The 3,899-nt window shown below is 50.0% G+C and carries 6 protein-coding genes; all 6 read right to left on the reverse strand.

Annotated elements, in window-relative coordinates; all coding sequences use genetic code 11:
• Window positions 1–1,073: phytoene desaturase family protein (locus tag A7B18_RS20985; protein WP_146009642.1), on the reverse strand; the 1,073-nt coding region annotated here is incomplete at its 3' end.
• Window positions 1,074–1,108: 35 nt separating this feature from the next.
• The gene (locus tag A7B18_RS22200) at window positions 1,109–1,273 is read right to left on the reverse strand and encodes a hypothetical protein (protein WP_180970291.1); all 165 of its coding nucleotides are present in this window, start codon (window positions 1,271–1,273) and stop codon (window positions 1,109–1,111) included.
• On the reverse strand, window positions 1,270–1,896 hold the full coding sequence (locus A7B18_RS21665; protein ID WP_146009643.1) for a hypothetical protein: 627 nt from the start codon (window positions 1,894–1,896) through the stop codon (window positions 1,270–1,272). Before A7B18_RS21665 ends, A7B18_RS22200 begins: the two co-directional genes overlap by 4 nt.
• A gap of 35 nt (window positions 1,897–1,931) precedes the next feature.
• A complete protein-coding gene (locus tag A7B18_RS21670; RefSeq protein ID WP_146009644.1) occupies window positions 1,932–2,783 on the reverse strand; it encodes an HTTM domain-containing protein in 852 nt (283 codons plus the stop codon).
• Window positions 2,774–3,469, reverse strand: coding sequence for a DUF5819 family protein (locus A7B18_RS21675; protein WP_146009645.1), 696 nt, complete (start codon window positions 3,467–3,469; stop codon window positions 2,774–2,776). Before A7B18_RS21675 ends, A7B18_RS21670 begins: the two co-directional genes overlap by 10 nt.
• Window positions 3,470–3,493: 24 nt before the next feature.
• Window positions 3,494–3,748: a hypothetical protein gene (locus A7B18_RS21680; RefSeq protein WP_146009646.1), complete on the reverse strand. Its 255-nt coding sequence runs from the start codon at window positions 3,746–3,748 to the stop codon at window positions 3,494–3,496.
• Between the last annotated feature and the right edge of the window lie 151 nt (window positions 3,749–3,899).

Raw genomic sequence — 3,899 nt, forward strand, 5'->3', positions numbered from 1 at the left:
GGTTGGAACGGCCAGGAACTCATCTGCCAGAATGCGGACGCGCTCCCCCAGAATCTGTGACGTAGACACTCCCAGATTTTCTCGGCTGGGAGCGCTTCCCCGTCGTTATGCAGGTGCAACTCCTGAGTTGTACCCGCAGAATTAATGGTGTTTGTTTTCCAGGGCACCGGCTCTCTCAAGGCGTAGTCTATCTTGTATACTCCTGGACCGTATCTGTATCTTTTTGTAGTTGTTGTTAATTTTGTGGGCGCATGTGTACCGACAATGCGAAAGATTTCGTTCGGCCCAAGGTCGAATATGGTAATCCTGCTCCTCGGCAACTCCTGTAAATTATCGACTCTGGTTTCAGTTTGAATCTTGCCGCCCAGGGATTGAAAGTACCTCGCCAGTGTGAATGCGAGCTGCTGTGCGCCACCACGGGGAAAGGGCCAGTTGTGATGATGGGCGGCGGCCGTCAACATCATGGCGATTGCACTTGAGCCCAGCGCATGGAATGGTATTCCAGAGTGTCCGGCGAGTCCCGCGAACAGCGCTTTAAGTCGGTGTCCTTTGAGATAGTGGTGTGCAATCGCATGGGCCGGTAAGATCGCCCTCACTCCAAAGTGGATCATCCGGAATGGGTGCCTCGGAAGATGTAGCATTGGCCCCATCAAATCGCTCTTCAGCATAGGAAAATCACGGTTGAAACCTTCTATAAGGGAGGAGTATTGTTCTGCGTCATTCCCCAATCCTGCAAGCGTCTCTTGCAGGGACGTGTGCAGGAACACGGCCTCTTCACCCAGAGGATGTGCGAGTGGAATTGTAGGGCTCACCCATTCTAAACCGAAGCTGGCGAGCGGCAGGGCCGAAAAAAACGGCGACGCGGCGGCCATGGGGTGCACGCCCGAACATAGGTCGTGGTGGAACCCCGGAAGGGTGAGTTCGCTGGTATGGAGTCCTCCGCCGACACTGGATTGTGCCTCCAGGAGGGTGACTTCAAGGCCAGCCTGGGCGAGGGTGATGGCCGCGGCCAGGCCGTTGTGACCACTGCCAATGACCACAGCATCTGTTGTGAATTTAGAAGTGGAGCCCACGGCCAGCCTCCGCAAAACTGATTTGAGGAATGAGATTAATCCTGCCTTCGTTTCGTCAGGCCCTGGATGGCGCCAACGAGGACCGGCGCCAAAATCATCAACCAAGTCAGCCAGGGATTAATGTAAATACCCTGCGAGCGCGCAAACAGCCCGTATAAGGCTAGGAGCAGGGCGATTAAAAACAACACATTCTTCATCATGAAGCACCCTCCAGAGAACCGGCAGTCAGAATCAGCATCGTTGCAGAAAGAATGAGGGTGGTCGTCATACCGTAGGCGATAACAAGAACCTTGTTCACGAGGTGAGAGGAGCCCAGTGCCGCCTGAAAGCCAGCCTTGGCCACTTGAACGTGGCGAATGAGGACCGCTATGTTGACCACCATACCCAGGACCGTTAGAACGTGAATGGCCTCATGTGTCATGCTCTGCTGTGTGTACCGACGGATGATTTCCACTATCAACATAGTAGCTGTGCCAACTATGATAGGGATGAATGACAGAGCGAAGATACTTGATGGTTGGCACCTCTCCTTCGTTCCAAGTCTCGCCAGACCAGAAAGTAGTCCCCACAAGGCAAATGTTGCGATAGCTGTTAGGGCAACGTCGATCAACCAGGGTTGCTCTACCCAGCGGTGAGCGGCAGAAAGCGTAGTTGTCACGGGAGGCGAGGGGGGGGCAATCAGGACGGCGTAGCCTCCCAAGAGTCCACCTGTCACCGCCACGATAGCAGCGTGGTGGCTCCTTTTCATCGGCGCACCCCCCATCCGCTGAAAGTACGTGCCGGGATGGATAAGAAGCTGGAAGTAAGATTGGTAGAGGTTCATGTGCTACTCCTTGAGAATTTTATTTGCTGTCAAAATTATGAAATGCCTTCAATAGCCGTATTTCTCCTCCTCTTAGGCAGGAACTTTCTCAATCCGCCAAGCATTGCATAAACTCTGTTCCATTCTTGGTCATTGATGGTAAACAGGATAAGGCCGGTCATTACTAGGGAGAATGTAAAAAGTCCCATTGTCGCACCTATGCCAATGTGGAAAAACACGCCCATCAAAGCCCAAACCAAGTGATAGCGATTGTGAATCATAAAGGGAAAGCCAATTTGATAGATCATTGTGATGTGCGAGATGGTTGAGGAGACCCAGGGGTTTTTGAATAATTCGCGTACAAATTGTGATCCTGGACCGAACTCATTTGTGCTTAAAACGTAATACATGGCTGTGCCTTGATACCAGTCGCTTCCCTGCATTTTAACGCTACCCGCTACAAAATATAAAATCATTACCTGTAAAATAACAGCATAGATTGCTGCATTATGTAGAAATACTCTAAATCCCGGTTTTATCTCCCCGCTCATGGTTTTTGGGTGTACGAAAACAAGATATACGAGCACGATTCTCAAAATATTATCGCCGCCATCCCCTGATATCGACGTATCAGAGAGATACCAGAATGAAATAAGATTAAGAAGAAGAGCAATATTTATAAATCTCCCTAGAATTATTAGAATTGAGCAGACAAGAGTGGTTACCATCGCTAGCGTTGCGTATCCAGGTTTAAAATCTATCCCCGTTGAATATATAAAGTTAAGATGAGTTGTTTCGGTGGAGAAGCGGTATATAAAATATATGGAGATGATATTTAAGAGTATTCGAGTACCCTTAACGTGGCGAGGTGTGTCAAATAAATTATGAATTAGCCCCTTCAGTTCCATATTGGTCTCCCCGAGACTTGATTGAGCTTGACGTTGCCCACGTTAACGAAGTAGGTCTCGCCACTGTTGGCTTTATGGCGTTGAGACCAACGTGCGACATCGATCACTTTAAGAGTGATTTCTGCGCTTTCATACCTATAGTGAGTCCCCCTACTTGCGTCCCTGCAATAATAGCTGGCCACAAGAGTAAGTCCATCTTTTGAGGTTTTTTCTCTTTGGTCTTTCATCGCCTTCCAATTCTCACAGGAAGCACTCTTCGCATTTGCTTTACATTCGTCATGAAGTTTTTGCTCCCAACGGCTGGCGGCAATATATAAGTACGCCCAATTGCCCGGTACACGAGCCACTCGGTCTGCCGATACAAAAATGTTACGAGTTCTCAGTCGATTGAAGTCACTGGTGATGTCATGAAAGCCTGTGGACCTACCTCCTGCTGTGTCAAGGCATTTGACAAGTACATTCGTGTCCCTATCCATTGGTTCCGGTGCAAACATAGCCCATTCCTGTGCAAGAAGCCCTGATATATACACTTTATCGAACGAATATACAGTTGAGATGACGTTTTGGGGAGCATTGTATAACACAGTGTTAAAGAAGTGAAACCCGAAGATCAACGTCACTACGGCTGCGCCAACGTACTTTAAATATCTCAATTTCATGGAAATACCAGGGGGCAGGATGTTCACACATCCTGCCCCTGCCTTTCTTACTTAGTCGAAGGAGCTTTCGGGGGCGGTGAGGCTCGCACCGGTATTTTTGGCCAGCACGCCCATGAAAGGAACGGGGGTATACATCTTGGACAGATTGGTAACGTAACGGGTGACGGGGTTGGTCATGGTCTTGGCCACGTCCCAGAGGTAGCCGCTGGGGGAGGGCAATGCCCCCGTCTCGGTCACCGCAGTCACTTCGGCTTGCGCCTGAACGGAGGCATTGGCAATGCCAACCACGCCAGCAATACCGAGCACCAGAACCAGCCTCTTAGTGTTTTTCTCAGGAGTTGCACCTCGCATAGCGCAGTGAATAGCCGTGCTGGCGGAGAAATTCCGAGTTTCTGCTGAACGTCAGGAGCAGGCGGTTCAAATGAACGTCTGGCATGACCGTCATCAGTGCCAGAGC

The sequence above is a fragment of the Deinococcus planocerae genome, assembly GCF_002869765.1.
In the GTDB taxonomy this organism is placed as follows: Bacteria; Deinococcota; Deinococci; order Deinococcales; family Deinococcaceae; genus Deinococcus; species Deinococcus planocerae.